The following is a 17390-nucleotide window of genomic DNA, read 5'->3' on the forward strand; positions in this document are numbered from 1 at the left end:
ACACGGACAGACGGAGAGGCCGAACAGCATGCCCACGGACACGGACCAGGTCGTCGCTGCCCTGCGCGCCTCGCTGCTGGACAACCAGCTGCTGCGGCTGGAGAACCGACGGCTCCTCGACCACTCCGCCGAACCCATCGCGATCGTGGCCATGAGCTGCCGTTTCCCCGGTGGTGTACGCACCCCGGAGGACCTGTGGGAGCTGTTGGTCAAGGAACGTGACGCGGTCTCGCCGTTCCCCACCGACCGCGGTTGGGACGTCGAGGGGCGGTTCGACACAGACCCCGACACCCCCGGGACCTTCTACGTCCGCGAGGGCGGCTTCCTGCATGATGCGACCGAGTTCGACCCGGGCTTCTTCGGGATCTCGCCGCGTGAGGCGCTGGCCATGGATCCGCAGCAGCGGCTGCTGCTGGAGGCGTCCTGGGAGGTCCTGGAGCGTGCGGGCATCGATCCGCACACGCTACGCGGCAGCCGCACCGGCGTGTACACCGGAGTGATCCACAGCGACTACGGGTCCAGGCTCGGCCGGGTGCCCGACGAACTTGAGGGCTTCCTGGGTACGGGCACCATTCCCAGCGTCGCCTCGGGCCGGGTCGCCTACACCCTGGGCCTGGAAGGTCCGGCGGTCACCCTGGACACCGCCTGCTCGTCATCGCTGGTCGCCATCCACCTCGCCTGCCAGGGCCTGCGCTCCGGCGATGCCACGCTGGCGCTGGCGGGCGGGGTGAGCGTGATGTCCACCCCCGGCCTCTACGCCGGATTCAGCCGCCAGCGCGGCCTGGCACCCGACGGGCGCAGCAAGTCCTTCTCGTCCACAGCGGACGGGGCGGGATTCGGCGAGGGCCTCGGCCTGCTCCTGTTGGAGCGAGTCTCGGACGCACTGCGCGAAGGGCACCCCGTCCTCGCGGTCATCCGTGGTTCGGCCGTCAACCAGGACGGTGCCAGCAACGGGTTGACCGCCCCGAACGGCCCGGCCCAGCAACGCGTCATCAACGCAGCCCTCGATCGCGCCGAACTCACCCCGGGCGAGGTGGACATGGTGGAGGCGCACGGCACCGGCACCACTCTCGGAGACCCCATCGAGGCACAGGCACTACTGGCGACCTATGGTCAGGACCGGCCCGACGACAGGCCGTTGTGGCTGGGATCGCTGAAGTCCAACCTGTCCCACACCCAGGCCGCCGCAGGTGTCGGCGGCGTGATCAAGACCGTACTGGCGATGCGCCATGGTCTGCTGCCGCGCACCCTGCACATCGAACGTCCCTCACCCCAGGTCGACTGGACCGGGGGTGCCGTCTCACTGCTGACCGAGGCCACCGCCTGGCCGGAGACCGGCCGTCCGCGCCGGGCCGGCGTTTCTTCTTTCGGTGCCAGTGGCACCAACGCGCATGTGATCGTCGAGCAGTCGCCCGTCGCGCCCGCCGCCATCGAGCACACGCCCGCCCCACCGGACATGCCCGTCCGGGCGGTCGCCGTGCCGTGGGTCCTGTCCGGACGTTCGCCCGACGCCCTGAGGGTGCAGGCGTCCCGGTTGCATGCCCATCTGCTGGAGCATCCCGAGGTCTCGTCCGCGGATGTGGGCTATTCGCTGGCGGTCACCCGGACGGCTTTCGAGCACCGTGCGGCTGTTGTCGGCGAGGATCGCACGGCCCTGCTGCGCGGTGTGGAGGCGTTGGCAGCGGGAGGCCGTGCTCCCGGTCTGGTGAGTGGCACGGTCGCACAGCCGGGGAGGACTGTTTTCGTCTTCCCGGGTCAGGGCTCGCAGTGGGCGGGCATGGCGGTGGAGCTGCTTGAGGCGGCTCCGGTCTTTGCTGAGCGGATCGCCGAGTGTGAACGTGCCCTGGCTCCGTATCTGGAGTGGTCGCTGTCGGCGGTCCTGCGGGGTGAGCCCGGTGCGCCCCCGCTGGACCGGGTCGATGTGGTGCAGCCGGTGCTATGGGCGGTGATGGTGTCCCTGGCCGCGCTGTGGCGTTCCCACGGGGTTGTTCCGGATGCGGTGGTGGGGCACTCGCAGGGGGAGATCGCTGCCGCGTGTGTGGCGGGGGCGTTGTCGTTGGAGGACGCGGCGCGGGTGGTCGCGCTGCGGAGCCGGGCACTGGTCGCTCTGTCGGGGCGGGGCGGCATGTTGTTCGTTCCGCAGTCGGCGGAGGCGGTGCGGGAGGTACTGGCGGGCCGCGGTGGTGCGCTGGGTGTCGCCGCGGTGAACGGGGCGACGGCCGTGACGGTTTCCGGTGACCCGGTGGCGTTGGCGGAGTTGGGTGAGTGGTACGCGGGGGTGGGTGTGCTCACCTGGCCGGTGCAGGGGGTGGATTTCGCCGGGCATTCGGTGCAGGTGGACGAGATCCGGCAGGAGCTGTTGACGGTGCTCGCCGGGATCGAGCCGCGTACGCCGGACGTGGCGTTCTACTCGACAGTCAGCGGTGGTCTGTTGGACACCGCGATTCTGGATGCCGACTACTGGTATCGCAATCTGCGCCTGCCGGTGGAGTTCGGACAGGCGATCGGTGCGCTGCTCGCCGACGGGCATCGCACTTTTGTCGAATGCAGCACCCACCCCGCCCTGACCTACGTGATCGAGGAGACGGCCGCTGACGCGGGCGTCCCGGAGACACTGGTGCTCAGCACACTCCAGCGCGACGAGGAAGGGCTTCGCCAACTGCGGCTCTCCCTCGCCGCCGCACACGTCCGGGGCCTGCCGGTCGACTGGGAGCGGCTGTTCGCCGGGACCGGTGCCCAGCGGGTGGACCTCCCCACCTACGCCTTCCAGCGACGCCGCTACTGGCTCGACGCCCTCCCGGCCGACCGCGATCCGGTGTCCATCGGCCAGTCCGCGGTGGACCATCCGCTGCTCGGCGCGGCGATCGAGCTGCCGGACGGCACGGGCACCGTCTTCACCGGCCGTCTGTCCCTGGCCACTCACCCCTGGCTCGCCGACCATGCCGTGGCCGGCACGGTCATCCTGCCCGGTGTGGCCCTCGTGGAACTGGCCGCACACCTGGGCCGCCGCTTCGGCTGCGGTCTGGTGGAGGAGCTGACGCTGGCGGCCCCGCTGCTGCTGCCCGGCGACGCCACGGATGACCGCGCCGTACAGTTACGGGTCCTGGTGGGGGCCGAGGACGGTTCGGGGCAGCGCCCGGTGGAGTTCCACTCCCGTGAGAGCGACGCCGGCCCCGGCCGGACGTGGACTCGGCACGCGACCGGGACAGTCGGTGTACAGGGCCCACCGGACAGCGCGGCCGGGCTGTCCAGCGCGTGGCCTCCGCCCGGTGCGGTCCCGCTGGACGTGGACGATCTCTACGGCCTGCTCGAAGCCCGCGGTGTCGACTACGGACCCGCTTTCCGGGGTCTGAGCGCCGCCTGGCGCAGCGCAGACGAGATCCACGCAGAGGTGGCACTGCCCGCCGGCCTTCCCGGTGCCGGGCGCGGTGGCTTCGGGGTGCATCCGGCCCTGCTCGACGCGGCCCTGCAAACGACCGGTCTGCGTGAGGACTCCGGGACAGCGCAGCCCGCCGGCGGCGTCCCCCTGCCGTTCTCCTGGCAGCGGGTCGCGATCGAGCCGTCCGACGCACCCGTGCTGCGCGTCCGGCTGCGCTCCGACGGGCCCGACGCTGTCGCTGTGCGGATCACCGACCCGACAGGCCGTGTGGTGGCGACGGTCGGTTCACTCACCCTGCGCACGGCGTCCGCCGACTCGCTGCGGACGCCGGCGGACTCCGTGTTCCATCTCGGCTGGACACGGGTCACTGCCCCGGCTGGCCCGCGCCCGGTCACCCGCTGGGGCCTGCTCGGCTCGCGGGACGAGTGGCTGCTGCCGGCCGGCTTCTCCGTCCAGCCCCTGTCGGCGGCATCCGACGCCGCACTGCTGATCTGCCCCCCGTCCGCGCCGGCCGGGGACGACGGAGCTGAGGCGGTCCATACGGTCGTGGTCTCGGTGCTCCGCCGTCTCCAGCGCTGGCTGGCCGACGACTCTGTCACTGGTACGCCGCTGGTGGTGCTCACCCGGGGCGCGACCGGTCCGCTCACCGGGGAACAGCCGGTGGACCTCGGCGCGGCGGCCGTCTGGGGCATGCTCAGGGCTGCTCAGCTCGAACATCCCGACCGTTTCCTTCTGTTGGACACCGATGGGCCGGAGGGCACCGGCGACGCGCTCGCCGAACTCCTCGCCGCCGGCGAACCGCAGGCGGCCATGCACGATGGCGTGCTGTACGCGCCCCGACTGCTGCGTTTGTCCACCACGGAGACCGCGACCCGCCCGACCGGGCTGTTCGGACCGGCCGACAAGACGGTGCTGTTGAGCGGCGGAGGTGTCCTCGCAGCCGTACTGGCACGTCATCTGGTCTCCGTGCACGGGGTGCGCCACCTCCGAGTGCTGAGCCGCCGGGGCGCCGACGCTCCAGGTATGGCGGAGTTGACGGCGGAACTCACCGCGTCCGGGGCCGAGCTGACGGCCGTCAGCTGCGATGTGTCGGACCGTCAGGCGCTTGACACCGCTCTGGCGGCCATCCCCGCAGAGCATCCCCTCTCTGCCGTGGTGCACACCGCGGGAGTCCTCGACGACGGACTGCTCCAGGGGCTGACGCCGGAGCGGGTGACTGCGGTGCTGCGGCCCAAGCTGGACGCCGCCCGGCATCTGGACCTGCTGACGCGCGGGGTGGACCTCTCGGCGTTCGTCGTCTTCTCCTCCGCGGCGGGCGTTCTGGGCAGCCCGGGGCAGGCGTCCTACTCCGCTGCCAACGCCGCGGTCGACGCGCTCGTAGCGGAACGCCGACGGCTTGGACTGCCTGGCACTTCCCTGGCCTGGGGACTCTGGGAGCGACAGAGCGGGATGACATCGCAACTCGACGAGGCCGAACTGCGGCGAATCGACCGGCGTGGCGCGCGCGGGCTCACCGACGCGGAGGCCATGGCCCTGCTGGACACCACTCTCGCCATGGACACCAGTCTTCCCATGGACGGCGCCACGTCGGGACGCGGGACCCCCGTCCTCCTAGCACACCTCGATCTCACCGCCCACCGCGACCGTGCGGTCCCTCCCCTGCTGCGCTCACTGGTACGGGGCCGTCCCGCGGGCGCTGCGGGACTTGCTGCGACGGCCGGCGCGTCACTGCGGAACCGGCTCCACGCCGCCGCTGACACCGAGGGCCGGGAGCAGATCCTGCGCGAGCTCGTCCTCAGCCAGGCCGCCGAAGTCCTCGGCCACACCGAATCCGGGGCGTTGTCCGGAACGGTGCCCTTCCTCTCCGCCGGATTCGACTCGTTGACCGCGGTCGAGCTGCGCAACCGCCTGGCCGCCGACACCGGTCTGCGCCTGCGGCCCTCGGTGGTGTTCGACAGCGGGACACCGATCGCGCTCGCCGCACGCCTCGCCGCCGCGGTGGAGGCCGAGCCGGCGCCACCGACCGGGACCGTGGCCGTACTCGGGATCGAGCCCGTACCCGTACGCGGAAGCGAGCCAGACGCCGTCGGCAACGACCCGGTGAGCGTGCTGTTCCGTCAAGCATGCGCGATCGGCCGCACCGACGAGGGCATCGCACTGCTCAAGAACGCCTCCGCCCTGCGCCCCGCGTTCCACAACGGCGGCGAACTCGCGACGGCCGGAACCGGACCACGACTGCTGCACCTGAGCGAGCGCGCCGGTGCCCCGGTGATCGTCTGCTTCGGCTCCATCGTGGCCCTCGGCGGTGCCCACCAGTACGCCCGCTTCGCATCCCACTTCCGTGATCGCTACGCAGTCAGCGCCCTGGACGCGCCCGGTTTCACCCCTGATGAGGAACTGCCCGCCGACATGGACGCGCTGCTGGAGTTCCAGGCGGCGACGCTGCTCTTGGAGCTCTCCGGGCGGAGGCTGGTGCTGGTCGGCTCGTCCTCGGGCGGCACGCTCGCCCATGGGGTGGCCGCCGAACTGGAGCGTCGCGGCGAGGGCCCGGCGGCCGTGGTGCTGCTGGACACCTACCTCTCCGACAACCAGGGCATCACCCAGTTCAACGATGTGCTGCTGGGCGGGATGTTCGCCCGTGAGGAGCGGGCGGCTCCGATGGACGGGACCAGACTGACCGCTATGGGCGGCTACTTCCGCCTGCTCGACGACTGGAAGCCCCCGGCGGTCCGTGCCCCGGTGCTGCTGGTGCGCGCGAGCGCTCCCCTGGGCCGCCCGTCTGCCGAGGCCGGTGACTGGCGCTCCTCCTGGGCCTCGGCCGACGCCGTGGTCGATGTTCCCGGAGACCACTTCTCGATCATGGAGCAGCATGTCGCGACCACCGGAAGGGCCGTCGCCGACTGGCTCGGCGCCACCGTACGAACACCCGATGACCTGTGAAGACGAAGGAGAACCAGTTGACCACCGCTCCACGCGACGAACCGCGACCGCAGCACGAGCTCACCGTGCTGGGAGCCGGCGTGATGGGCGTCGGCATCGCCGTGCTCGCCCTCGGGCACGGTGTGCCCGTGCACCTGGTCGACCTGGACCGGGAGCTGCTCGGCAGGGCGACGGAACGGATCGACGGTGAACTCCGGCTGGCGGAGCTGATGGGCTCGTTGCCGGCTGCCACTCCTCCCGGCGCACTGGTCACCGGCACCTCACTGAAGGCTGTGGCGGGTGCCACCGCCGTCATCGAGGCCGTCACCGAGAACGCGGCGACCAAGGCCGCGGTCCTGTCCGAAGTCTCCGCGTTGGTCCGACCCGGGACCCTGCTGGTGACCAACACCTCCTCGATCCCGGTCGACGAGCTGGCCGGGGCGCTGGAGCGACCGGAGGAACTGGTCGGCACCCACTTCATGAACCCGCCCTACCTGATCGGAACCGTCGAGGTGGTCCGGGGCGCCAGAACCGGGGAGCCCGCGATGGCAGCGGTGGCAACGCTGTTGGAAGCCCTGCGGCGGCGTGCCGTGGTGGTCAGGGACGCACCGGGATTCGTGACCAGCCGGATCCTGCATCCGATGATCAACGATGCGGCCCGCGTCGTGGAGGAGGGCACGGCGACCGCCGAGGCGGTCGACACCCTGATGCAGGGCTGCCTCGGCCACCCCACCGGGCCGCTGCGCACCGCTGACCTGATCGGCATCGACAATCTTGTCGACTCCCTCAGGGTGCTGCACGAACGGACCGGTGACGACGGCTGCCGCCCCAGCGAGTTGCTGCTCCAACTGGTCCGCGAGGGCCGGCTCGGTCGCAAATCCGGGCGCGGCTTCTACGACTACACCTGACGATCCCGACGAGGAGATGGCCATGACAGCGGGGAACATCCCAAGCACTGACGATCTGGAGAAGGAACTCCTGGGGTTCCTGGAGGGGCACACCGGGACTCCCTGGGAATCCGAAACCGACCTGTTCCGGGCCGGCGGCCTGTCCTCCCTGTTCGCCATGCAGTTGGTGGTGCATCTGGAGAAGTCCTACGCGATCGCCATCCGCGGCGCTGACCTCCGGCTGGACAACTTCCGTACCGTGCGGCAGATGGCACAACTGGTGGGCCGGCTCCGCCAGTCCGACACCGAGGCCCTCGATGGGTGAGGACCTGGCGGGCGCCTGCACCTCGGCCACACTGCGGGTCGGTGACCAGGCGGGGGAGTGGGACCGGGACGGCGTGCTCCCGCTGGACCTGCTTCATGAGCTGGGCGCAGAGGGACGGCTGTGTGCCGAGGTTCCGGAGCAGTACGGCGGCTGGGGCCTCAGCAGCACGCTCAGCGGCGAGTACACGGCCCATGTGGGCAGTCTGTGCAGTTCGCTGCGTAGCGTGATGACCTCCCAGGGCATGGCGGCCTGGACCGTGCAGCGCCTGGGCACTCCGGAGCAGTCGGCCGCGTACCTGCCCCGACTGACCGGGGGTGAACTGGCTGCGGTCGGCTTCAGCGAGCCGGGGGCCGGCAGCGACCTCGCGGCGATGACGACGACCGTCCGTCGCGACGGGGACTCGATCGTCGTGGATGGCCACAAGAAGTGGGTGACCGCCGCCCACTACGCCGACCTGTTGGTGATCGTCGGTCGTTACCAGGACGGTGCTGCAGCCGTCATGGTGCCCGTCGATACGCCGGGCGTCCGCGTGGAGCGGATCGCCGACCCGCTCGGCTGTCGGGCGGCCGGACACGCCGACGTCCACCTCGAAGGGGTCCGGCTGCCTGTCGACAGCGTTCTCGGCGGCTACGGCCTGCCACTGACCCTGCTGGTGACGACCGCTCTTGCCTACGGGCGGATGTCGGTCGCCTGGGGGTGCGTGGGGATCCTGCGGGCCTGTCTGACAGGGGCCACCGCGCACGCCGCCGGACGTGAGCAGTTCGGCAGACCGCTGGCCGAACACCAGCTCGTCGCCGGGCACCTCGCCGACATCTTCACGGCCGAGCAGGTGGCCAGCCGAGTGTGTGAGCATGCGAGCCGTCGCTGGGATGAGGGAGCGCCGGACCAGGTGGTGGCGACCGTGCTGGCCAAGCACGTCAGCGCGACCCAGGCGGCCCGGGGCGCAGCGGCTGCCGTCCAGGTGCTGGCCTCGGCAGGATCGCGGGACGGACATCCGGTGGCCAGGGCGTACCGGGACGCCAAGCTGATGGAGATCATCGAGGGCAGCAACGAGATGTGCCGGCTGATGCTGGCGCAACACGCACTCTCACGACCGGGGGCGACATGACCGAGGCCACAGCCGAGGAGCCGATGGAGGAGGCCGTGGCCGCGTTGGTCAAGTGCCTGGTTTGGGACCTCGATGACACGCTCTGGCAGGGCACCCTGCTGGAGGACGGCGAGGTGATACTCCCGGACGAGGTACGGAAGGTGGTGATCGAGCTCGACTCCCGCGGCATCCTCCAGTCCGTGTCGAGCCGCAACGACCACGAGCACGCCTGGGCGCGGCTGGAGGCCCTCGGAATCGCCGAGTACTTCGTGCTGCCGGAGATCGGTTGGGGCGCCAAATCCGCGGCGGTGCGCAAGATCGCCGACCGGCTCGGCTTCGCCCTCACGACGATCGCGTTCATCGACGACCGGCCCGCCGAGCGCGCCGAGGTGGCCTTCCACCTCCCCGAAGTGCGGTGCTACCCGGCTGAGCAGGTCCTCGCGCTGCCGGAGCTAGCGGAGTTCACGCCCGCGACCAGCACCGTCGATTCGCGGCGGCGGCGGCAGATGTACCAGGCGGGCTTCCGCCGGGAGGCGGAGCGCGCGGCGGCGCCGGGGCCCGACGAGGAGTTCCTGCGCTCGCTGGACCTGCGGATGCGCATCGGTCGGGCCACCGGTGAGGAGTTGTCCCGGGTCGAGGAGCTCACCTTGCGTACCAGCCAGATGAACGCGACCGGCGTCCACTACCCGGACGCGGTGCTGCGCGGCCTGATCGCCGACCCCGGACACGAGGTGCTGGTGGTCACCTTGGCCGACCGGTTCGGACCGCACGGCGCGGTCGGAGTGCTGTTGCTGGAGCGCCACCCGGGGCTCTGGCACCTCAAGCTGCTCGCTACCTCTTGCCGGGTGGTCGCCTACGGCGCGGGCGCGACCCTGTTGAACTGGTTGGCCGATACGGCTGCCCGGGCAGGAGTCCACCTGGTGGCCGACTTCCGGGCCACCGAGCGCAACCGGATGATGGAGATTGCCTACCGCTTCTCGGGTTTCGAGGAGGATTCGTGCCCGTGCACCGTCGGGCTGGAGCCGGCTGCGGTGCAGCCGGGACTCCAGCGGCTGCACCTGGCCCCGCAACCGCGCGAGGTGTCCACCACCATGAGCCTGGACGCACCCGACCTGGGTACTCGGGAACGGAACGAGGGAGCGACGGCACCATCCTGAGGTCCCTTCACGGTGCTACCCGCACCGGGACATGCTTGGCCGCGGTCCGCACTGCCTGAAGCGCTGGCGGACCGCCCCGGTGTCCGGCGGCAGGGAGCGGATCGCTCGCCGCCGGGCACCGTTCCCGATGCCCGGACACCGGCGCTCAGTTCTCAGCGTTTGCGGGCGAGCGTGATTCCGTCCGCCATGACCAGCAGCGAGAGCTCCACCCGAGAGTCCTGGTGCAGTACCCGGTTGAGCGCCCTGACCCCGGCGGTGTCCGGGTCCACGGCGGCAGGGTCAGCCACCCGGCCGAAGAAGAGGGTGTTGTCGACCACGATCAGACCGCCGGTGCGCACCAGTGCCAGTGAGGCTTCGTAATAGTGGACGTAGTTGGCCTTGTCCGCGTCGATGAACACCAGGTCGAAGCTACCCGGACCACGGTCTGCCAGCAGCGTTTCCAGGGTTCCGGTCGCATCGCCGATCCGCAGGTCGATCCGCGAGTCGACCCCGGCGCGCTTCCAGAAGTCGACACCCACGGCCGGCCACCTGTCGTCGATGTCGCACGACACCAGCAGTCCGTCGGTCGGCAGCGCGCGGGCCATGCACAGCGTGCTGTAGCCGGTGAAGGTTCCGATCTCCAGCACGGCACGGGCGTCCGTCAGCCCGACGAGCAGGGCGAGGAGTTGGCCCTCCTCCGCCATCACCTGCATGGCGGTCCCTGCCGGCAGGTCCGCGGTGGTCTCACGCAACTCCCTGAGCAGGTCGTCCTCACGGAGGGAGACCTCCCGGACATAGGAGAGCAGGTCGGGAGTGGTTGCCGTCTGATGGGCCATGGTGGAACAGTTCCTCTCGAAGGGGTCGGTCGCTGGGCTGTCCGTCGCCGGGGCGCCGGACTCTCACACGGCGCGGACGAGTGGGTGACCGCGCCACTCCATGCCCGCCGCCTGGGCCCGTTCGCTGGCGTACGCCTGGAGCAGCGCATCCAGCCGATAGCGGCCTGCTCTCGGCGGATGGAGCAGATGGGCCTCGACCAGGGCGTCGAGCCCCTCTTCCGCCTTGGCCTCGGAGCATCCGAGCAGCATCGCCACCCTGCCGCTGGAGGTGTATCCGGTTTCGGTGGCCCCCAGGACGGTGAACACCTCGGCCGGGTCGACGCCTGTCGACGCCGTAGGCCGGAGTCCGTCGTGGTCGGCGTCGAGGCTGGGACGGATCCCGAGGTCGCCGGTGCGCAACTCGTCCAAGAGACGTGGGGCCTGGGTGAGCCGTCGGGCGAAGTCCCCGATACTCCAGTGGGGGCGTTCCAAAAGCCTGGTCCCGGCGATCCGGATCGCCAGCGGAAGACCCGCGCAGATCCTCAGCACCGCTCGGGCGGCTTGTGGCTCGGCTCTGACCACAGCCGGTCCGACGATGCTCCCCAGCAGCTCCAGAGCCCCGGCCTCGTCGAGCGGGGAGAGGAGCAAGGTGTGCGCGCCCTCCAGATCCGCCAGTCGCCGTCGACTGGTGACCAGCAGTCTGCTTCCCCCGCTGCCGGGTATCAACGGCCTTATCTGCGCAGCGCACTGTGCGTTGTCGAGTACGACCAGCAGGCGGCGGCCCGAGGTGAGTGACCGGTAGAGGCTCTCCCGCTCGGATTCCTCCGTTGGGATCTCGCCCCGGGGGACTCCGAGGTCCGCCAGGAACCGCAGCAGCACCGTACGGCAGGAGAGCGGTCGCGACCCTCCGCCGAGGTTGGCGTAGAGCTGGCCGTGTACCGATCGGTCGCGCAGGGCGTGGGCCGCGTGCAGGGCCAGCGCGCTCTTGCCGACGCCGCCGCGGCCGGTGACCACTGCGGTGGCCACGGCGCCCGCGGACTGCGCGGAAGCGGAGAGGGAGCGCTCCAGCCGCGCCAACGGACCGGTGTGCGCGGGCAGCAGGGGCGGGACCGAGGGGAGTTGGGCCGGGCTCGGCCGGCCGGGACCGCTCCAGGCTGCGGTCGCCGTCGCCACTGCCCGAGGGGCTTGCGGGCGCGCAACTGCCGTGATCGCCGCGCGGGGTCGGTCGTGGGCCGAGAGGATGTGCTGCTGCACCTCGCACAGGTCCGCGCTCGGTTCGGCGCCGAGCTGTTCGACGAGCAGGACACGGGTGCGCTGGTAGAGGTCCAGGGCCTCCGACTGCCGACCCGAGCGGAACAACGCCAGCATGAGCTTGCCCACCAGAGCTTCGCGCAAGGGGTACTTTCTGACCAGCCGCCAGAGCTCCGGGACGAGTTCGGCATGCCGCAGCAGTGCGAGTTCGGTGTCGAAGCGCAGTTCCATGGTCTGTAGCCGTAACTCCTGGAGGTAGCGACCCTCCACGTCACGCAGCGTCCGGGACGGAATGTCTGCCAACGGCTCCTCGCGCCAGAGAGCGAGGGCCTCGGCCAGTTCGGTGGAGGACCCCTCAAGGTCCCCGCGTTCGGCCAGTTCCGCCGCGCGCCGGCGATGGGCCGTGAACTGGCCCAGATCGCTCTCGTGCTCGTCGAGTTCGAGGAGGTATCCGGGTGCCCGGGTGAGGATCCTGGCGGAGGCGTGCTCGCCCAGCGCCTGCCTCAGACGCATGACATAGGTGCGGACGGTCGCGGCTGCGCTCGGCGGCGGGGCGCCGTCCCAGACGTACTCCGCGATTCGGTCGACCGAGATCACGCGGTTGGCGTTGAGTAGCAGCGCTGCCATGACCACGCGTTGTCTCGGAGCCGACACGTGGACCTCGCACGCGTTCAACCGGACGGAAAGCGGGCCCAGTAGCAGGAAGTTCAAGGTATCCCTCTTCATCGCACGACCGGCAATCAACGAAGCCTCCAGCGTCTTTGACGCCCGAGCACTGGTCAATCACATCCCGACATATCTAGATGCATCCCTAGAGTTAACTGTTGTGATCACGTTTGGTTTGCGCTGTTCGGTATCGCCACAGCCACTGGGACCAGCCCGTTGGCGCAGGTCCATGCGGCCGATGAGACCACCGGCCACCGAGCCCGCGGCGGTGTTCGACACGGCCGGCGCGGACAGGGAGCCGCCCGAGTGGCGGGGCCACAAAACAACGCGATCTGATGGCCAGGCGGCCACACGGCGGACTGAACGCACTCCGTGGGCGAACGCCTCGGCACCAGACAGCGCTCGGCCTCCGGCGCACCCTCCGGTGCCGCGTGGTGATGGCCGTCTGGCTCGATCCGGCGTCTGACGTGTGGATGGCCGACGATTCACCTGCCGGTGCCGTGTCCCGTCGTTGTGGGTGTTCCTGGCGATGTGCACAGGGTCGTGGACATCGGCGAACTCCCCGTACCGGAACCCCCGGTCCCCGCATGCCATGGGCCGTACCAAGCACCGACATTGGATGGTGCGTGTGGTCCGTCGACCCACTGCCCACGGGGAAGTGGATCGCCAGGGACGCCGAAGGCGCAGGGGCGCAGGTGTGCTCCGATGTGGACTTCCCGCGCACGGTGCCCCGGACCAGGGCGAGTGAGGGGCCGTGGGTGGCGGGAACCTGTCGGCTCGGTACCCAACAGTCGACGGTTTCGGCCAACTCCGGCACGGCCCAGACATCGCGAACACAGCACCAGCGGGTGTCGCTACGGGCCGCGCAGACGCATCGGGGTGCGTCGGACGGGTACCCGGCTCGTGGTCGCACGGCAACCGCACGACCAGCGCGAAACGCGCGGACGGCAGCAGGAGCGCCCACTTGACGCCCTCGGCCGACTCGCAAACGTATACCGCCGGCTGGTTCTCGCAGACCAGTGCCACACGAACGCCGTCTTCGCAGGACGCGTACCACGGAGGTCGCTGACGGCGTGCGGCCTTGCCATGCTGTCCTCCTCGCGTCCCCGGTCGATCTTCGGTAGGCGATCCGACCGGACAGCTCCTGCTGGGTCGGCGTCAAGATAATCCCATGCGGATGTCTTCGCACCACAGCGATCTCGCCATCCACCCCAGAATTAACTGGAATTAGACCTCGGTGGTGTGCAAGGGGGCGTGCGCCGGTGCGCCCTTGCTGACATTCCGAGGGGCATGGCAGGCTGTAATGGGCAGTTCCTCGACTCTCTGACCACCACTCTCAGAATTCAGTGATCACCAGCTACTCGAACATCCGGAGCGACATCCGACGTGATCGAGCCATGTGCCGATACCTTGCGGATTGAGAAAGGAACGAACGGTCGACATGACTTCCCTCTCTCTGGACGGCGACCCCTGGTGCAGTCGCTTCCATTCCTCACCGGCTGCGGACCGGAGGCTGGTCTGTTTTCCGCACGCGGGCGGCTCGGCGAGCTTCTACTTTCCGGTCTCGGCCGAACTGCACGGCTCGGTCGACCTCGTGGCGGTGCAGTATCCCGGGCGTCAGGACCGCCGCGGGAAGCGTGGCATCGAGGACTTGCAGATCATGGCGGACCAAGCGTTCGAGGCGCTGCGCCACTGTGACGACCTCCCGCTGACCCTCTTCGGGCACAGCATGGGCGCGCTGGTGGCCTTCGAGGTGGCCAGGCGCTTCGAAGGCGTGGGCGGGAGGATCGATCACCTCTTCGTCTCCGGCCGCAAGGGGCCGTCCGTGGCACGACAGGAACGGGTGGACCTGCTCGGTGATGAGGGGATCGTGGCCGAGATCAGGGCCATGAGCGGTACTGATGCCCGGCTTCTTGAGGATGAGGAACTGCTGTGCATGGTGCTGCCCTCGCTGCGCAGCGACTACCGGGCGCTGGAGACCTACCGGGCAACCCCCGGCGCCGTGGTGGCGTGTCCGATAACCGCGCTGGTGGGGGACCAGGACCCTTGGACACCGCTGTCGGAGGCTGAGGCCTGGCGCAACCAGACGACGGCGGCCTTCGACCTCAAGGTGTTTCCTGGCGGTCACTTCTATCTGAGCAGTCGCCCGGTCGAGGTGATGGGTGTACTGCGCGACCACTTCGCCGGAGCGCTTGGCGCCTGAGACCACGGACAAAGGTAATGGGGGTGTTGGGGTTGGTACTGGTATCCGCATCTGGAGGGGCCCGCTCCGCCGCGAGGCTTTCGCAGTCAGGTGGTACCGGCGACGTCCGTACCGTCGGCGAGGGCAGTCCCGGCAATGCGGGCGTCAGACGGCTGGCCAAGCTGGACGTCCGCATTCTGGAGGGGGTCGCGGTCGGCACCTCGACCGTCCAGTTGGCGTCCTTGCTGCACCTGAGTCGCCAGGGCGTCGAGTACCGCATCGGCTTGATGTTGCGTCAGTTCCAGGTCGCGAACCGTGCCGCCCTGGTCTCCCGCGCGCACTCTCTTGGAGTGTTGAGCGTCGGGGCATGGCCGCCCCGCGTTCTTCCTGCATTCCTTGAGCAGTAGGAAGAGGATGGAGCGACGCATTCCACGCTGTGCTCCGGTGCAATTTCTAGCCACTTCGACAATGCTCTCTCACGGTGCTTCGGGTAGATTCTCCCAGACCGAAATATCGTATGGGTATCGCGCCTTGTGGCAGTCCTGATCGCCGTGCCCGATAAGCCATTCATTTTGAATTATGCTGGCAGCCTGAGTTCTGCTGCACTAGGCTACGTCCACAGCATTCCGTTCTTTCGGAAAACAATTCACGGGAGCTGTCATGAGCTTGGGCTACCTGTTCGGCGGCGGAGTCGGGACCGAGCCTCACGGTTTGGAGCTCTACCGGACCTACCCGGTGGTGCGGAGCTGGTACGAGCAGGTCGCCGAGTGGACAGGGCTGACGGTTGGGCAGATCTTGGAGGAAGACCTCCCGGCCGCCCAAGAGGAGCGCCAGAGCGTCGGCACCGTCCGCGAGGCGGCCCTCGCCATCGGTGTGCACGACGTACTTGCCACATTCAACCTGCGCCCGGCCGCCATTGGCGGTCTGAGTCTCGGTGCGATGACCGCCAGTTGCCTGGCCGGCTCCGTGGGGAGGCAGCAACTCTTCGAAATGCTGGCCGGGTCGCGGGACACTCCGGAGCTGCCCGCCGACGCACCCGAGCAGGGGATCGCCATTGCCTTCGGTGCCCTCGGTGACGGTGCACCCTCCCACCCGGGCGAGGGCGTTCCCGGCATCTACCTGGCCGGAGACTTCGGCCCTACCACCGACGGCACACAACGCATCCTGATGCTTGCCGGCCATGCCGATGCGCTGAACGGACTTGCCGCCCAGGTCCTGCCGGGAACGGTGGTCCCTCTCCCCGGGCGCACCATCGCGGTCCACACCCCCCTGCGTAGGCACTACCGCGACTTCATGGCTCCGCGCATCGACGCCATCCCCTTCGCCGACCCTGAAGTCCCGCTGCTCTCCTGCCTGGAGCGCAAGATGCTGCGCTCGGGGGACGAGGTCAGGGATCTGTTCCAACGGAACTCGACGGATCCGATCAGCCTGGTCGACGTCTACAGCGGAATGAAGGAGCAGGGCGTACAGCTCGGACTGGTGATGGGACCCTCCATCCCGGAGGGGATCCTCGCGTTCCCCTTCCCGGTGGTGCACATCGAGCAGCCGGAGCACATCGAACAGGCCCTGAGCACCGCTTACGACCTTGGCATAGACCTCACCGGCGCCCCGGCCCTGTCATGACCGCCGCCGTGACCCGTACTGACCCGGATGCCCTGGTCGAGCAATGGCTGGACACCGACCTCGACGAGTGGACCCGCAGGGTCCTTCGGCGACACTTCGACCCGGTCGCCGGGAGCCCCTTCTGGCTCGGCCGTGCACGGCAGTTGGGCTTCGACCCGCGCGACATCACCCGGTACGACCAGCTCGGAGCCTTCGGTCCGTTCCCGCTCAACCGGCTGCGTGAGGACGACCCCGCGGACCTCGTCCCGTTGTCCGTGCCCCGTCCACTCGCCGGCCGGGTCTGGGACACGGGCGGTACCACCGGCACGCCCTGCCGGGTCTTCTACACGCCCGACATGCTGTTGCACCGGGCGACCTGGCGCCGCTGGTCCTTCGTCCGGGAGGGCTTCGAGCCGGGCCGGACCTGGTTGCAGGCCACACCGACAGGGCCGCATCTGATCGGAAACGGCGTACGGGAGGTCTCGGAGCTCCACGCGGGCCTGGTGTACGCGGTGGACATGGACCCGCGGTGGGTCAAGCGCCTCATTCGGACAGGACGCCTGGCCGAGGTCGGCGACTACACCACTCACCTCGTCGAGCAGATCACCGACGTGCTCCGGCAGGGTCGGGTCCAGTACATCAACACCACGCCGGCTCTGTTCCAGGTCCTTCGGCAACGCCACCCCGAGCTGGTCGCCGCTCTCGACGGGGTTCGCTTGAGCGGTACTCAGATCAGCGCGGACATGTACCGGACCTTCAGGACCGCCCTACAGGGCGGGATCTGCGGACTGACCTACGGCAACACCTTCGGCAACGCGGCCTGCTTCGACGTGGACCGGGACGGGGAGTTGATCAGCTACGTACCGAACTACCCGCACGTCACCATGGCGGTGGTGGACAAGGGCGACCGGTCGACACCGGTCGCTCCCGGGGCGGTGGGCCAGGTGCGGCTCACCGTGCTGCACGAGAACCTCTTCCTCCCCAACATCCTGGAGCGCGACCAGGCACTGTGCCATCGGACCGACCGCTGGCCCAGCGATGGCGTCGCCAACGTCCGTCCGCTGCAGACGACGAGCTCGGCCCCGGAAGGACTGTACTGACCGGACGAAGAAGCCGGACAGATAGGGCGCTCCCTCCGGGA

The 17390-nt window shown here is 69.5% G+C and carries 11 protein-coding genes; 9 read left to right on the forward strand and 2 right to left on the reverse strand.

Going from position 1 to position 17390, the window contains the following annotated elements:
* Positions 1-28 precede the first annotated feature (28 nt).
* Genes OID54_RS33085 through OID54_RS33105 form a run of 5 tightly spaced genes read left to right on the forward strand, consistent with a single transcriptional unit; the run spans position 29 to position 9754 of the window.
* Positions 29-6319, forward strand: a complete 6291-nt coding sequence (locus OID54_RS33085; protein WP_329025630.1) for a type I polyketide synthase — start codon at positions 29-31, stop codon at positions 6317-6319.
* Positions 6320-6336: 17 nt separating this feature from the next.
* A complete protein-coding gene (locus OID54_RS33090) occupies positions 6337-7206 on the forward strand; it encodes a 3-hydroxyacyl-CoA dehydrogenase family protein (protein WP_329025632.1) in 870 nt (289 codons plus the stop codon).
* Between the two features lie 22 nt (positions 7207-7228).
* Positions 7229-7510: an acyl carrier protein gene (locus tag OID54_RS33095; protein ID WP_329025633.1), complete on the forward strand. Its 282-nt coding sequence runs from the start codon at positions 7229-7231 to the stop codon at positions 7508-7510.
* The gene (locus OID54_RS33100) at positions 7503-8618 is read left to right on the forward strand and encodes an acyl-CoA dehydrogenase family protein (protein WP_329025635.1); all 1116 of its coding nucleotides are present in this window, start codon (positions 7503-7505) and stop codon (positions 8616-8618) included. Before OID54_RS33095 ends, OID54_RS33100 begins: the two co-directional genes overlap by 8 nt.
* Entirely contained in the window at positions 8615-9754 is a 1140-nt protein-coding gene (locus tag OID54_RS33105; protein WP_329025637.1) for an HAD-IIIC family phosphatase, read from the forward strand. Before OID54_RS33100 ends, OID54_RS33105 begins: the two co-directional genes overlap by 4 nt.
* A gap of 152 nt (positions 9755-9906) precedes the next feature.
* On the opposite strand, the gene OID54_RS33110 is transcribed toward OID54_RS33105, so the two are convergent.
* Together OID54_RS33110 and OID54_RS33115 are read right to left on the reverse strand one after the other, a co-directional pair.
* Positions 9907-10569, reverse strand: coding sequence for a class I SAM-dependent methyltransferase (locus OID54_RS33110; protein WP_329025639.1), 663 nt, complete (start codon positions 10567-10569; stop codon positions 9907-9909).
* A gap of 63 nt (positions 10570-10632) precedes the next feature.
* Positions 10633-12426, reverse strand: a complete 1794-nt coding sequence (locus OID54_RS33115; protein WP_443055720.1) for a BTAD domain-containing putative transcriptional regulator — start codon at positions 12424-12426, stop codon at positions 10633-10635.
* Between the two features lie 1480 nt (positions 12427-13906).
* On the opposite strand from OID54_RS33115, the gene OID54_RS33120 reads away from it, so the two are divergent.
* From OID54_RS33120 to OID54_RS33135, 4 genes are all read left to right on the forward strand, one after another.
* Positions 13907-14668 (forward strand): thioesterase II family protein, encoded by a 762-nt coding sequence (locus OID54_RS33120; RefSeq protein WP_329025643.1) that lies wholly within the window; start codon positions 13907-13909, stop codon positions 14666-14668.
* 23 nt (positions 14669-14691) lie between these two features.
* Positions 14692-15054 carry a LuxR C-terminal-related transcriptional regulator gene (locus tag OID54_RS33125; RefSeq protein WP_329025645.1) on the forward strand — a complete coding sequence of 121 codons (363 nt, stop codon included), beginning with the start codon at positions 14692-14694 and terminating at the stop codon, positions 15052-15054.
* A gap of 253 nt (positions 15055-15307) precedes the next feature.
* Positions 15308-16270: an ACP S-malonyltransferase gene (locus OID54_RS33130; RefSeq protein WP_329025647.1), complete on the forward strand. Its 963-nt coding sequence runs from the start codon at positions 15308-15310 to the stop codon at positions 16268-16270.
* Positions 16267-17349: an arylcarboxylate reductase gene (locus tag OID54_RS33135; RefSeq protein WP_329025650.1), complete on the forward strand. Its 1083-nt coding sequence runs from the start codon at positions 16267-16269 to the stop codon at positions 17347-17349. Before OID54_RS33130 ends, OID54_RS33135 begins: the two co-directional genes overlap by 4 nt.
* Positions 17350-17390: the final 41 nt, after the last annotated feature.

The organism is Streptomyces sp. NBC_00690, assembly GCF_036226685.1.
Lineage (GTDB): Bacteria > Actinomycetota > Actinomycetes > Streptomycetales > Streptomycetaceae > Streptomyces.

Bases quoted from the DNA above. Each gene is read 5' to 3' on its own strand.
- OID54_RS33085 (WP_329025630.1), top strand. From the start codon at position 29: ATGCCCACGGACACGGACCAGGTCGTCGCTGCCCTGCGCGCCTCGCTG.
- OID54_RS33095 (WP_329025633.1), top strand. From the start codon at position 7,229: ATGACAGCGGGGAACATCCCAAGCACTGACGATCTGGAGAAGGAACTC.
- OID54_RS33100 (WP_329025635.1), top strand. From the start codon at position 7,503: ATGGGTGAGGACCTGGCGGGCGCCTGCACCTCGGCCACACTGCGGGTC.
- OID54_RS33105 (WP_329025637.1), top strand. From the start codon at position 8,615: ATGACCGAGGCCACAGCCGAGGAGCCGATGGAGGAGGCCGTGGCCGCG.
- OID54_RS33110 (WP_329025639.1), bottom strand. From the start codon at position 10,569: ATGGCCCATCAGACGGCAACCACTCCCGACCTGCTCTCCTATGTCCGG.
- OID54_RS33115 (WP_443055720.1), bottom strand. From the start codon at position 12,426: ATGGCAGCGCTGCTACTCAACGCCAACCGCGTGATCTCGGTCGACCGA.
- OID54_RS33120 (WP_329025643.1), top strand. From the start codon at position 13,907: ATGACTTCCCTCTCTCTGGACGGCGACCCCTGGTGCAGTCGCTTCCAT.
- OID54_RS33130 (WP_329025647.1), top strand. From the start codon at position 15,308: ATGAGCTTGGGCTACCTGTTCGGCGGCGGAGTCGGGACCGAGCCTCAC.
- OID54_RS33135 (WP_329025650.1), top strand. From the start codon at position 16,267: ATGACCGCCGCCGTGACCCGTACTGACCCGGATGCCCTGGTCGAGCAA.